Below are 528 nucleotides of genomic sequence, written 5' to 3'. Positions count from 1 at the left end.
CGTCTTTGGCGAAAATTCACGAATCCCGCCCATTCCTCATCCATGCTCAAAGCGTTGCACCATCCACTTTGACGGTGTCGGCATGCGCGCGGTTGACACCGTGCCGCTCGTGGCCGCCCCTGTGAGCTTGCACCTCGCATTGTCGCTTCCAACATGCGTGCCGGCCGCGCGCCGAGTCGGCCTGCGGCGGTGTCGCCCTACTGGAGGAGCTCGATCATGAGTCAGTTGGTGCCCGAGCAATTTGCCGCGACGCAAAAGCCGACCCTCGAGACCTTTTTCAGTCTGACGAATAAGGTTGTCGAAGGCCTTGAAAAGCTGGCCCAGTTGAACCTGCAAGTGTTGCGTGCGACGCTCACCGAAACGCAGGAGAACGTGCTGAAGGGACTGTCCACGAAGGACCCGGGCGAGTGGATCGCGCAACGGCAAACACTCACTGCAGCGGTTCCGGAGCGGATCACGTCATACAATCGTCAGGTGTTTGATATTGTATCGGGTGTGCAGGCGGAATCCGCACAGTTCGCACAGGCG

At 59.7% G+C, this 528-nt stretch carries 1 protein-coding gene; it reads left to right on the top strand.

Annotation, left to right across the window (positions count from 1 at the left end; all coding sequences use genetic code 11):
- Positions 1–216: 216 nt before the first annotated feature.
- On the top strand, positions 217–528 hold a 312-nt coding region (gene phaP / locus ACGLHR_RS52225), incomplete at its 3' end, for a TIGR01841 family phasin (protein ID WP_400104037.1).

It is taken from the genome of Cupriavidus sp. CuC1, from assembly GCF_044627735.1.
Classification (GTDB): domain Bacteria; phylum Pseudomonadota; class Gammaproteobacteria; order Burkholderiales; family Burkholderiaceae; genus Cupriavidus; species Cupriavidus ulmosensis.
Note: the sequence above shows the minus strand (reverse complement) of the source record. Positions and strands in the feature narration are given on the sequence as shown.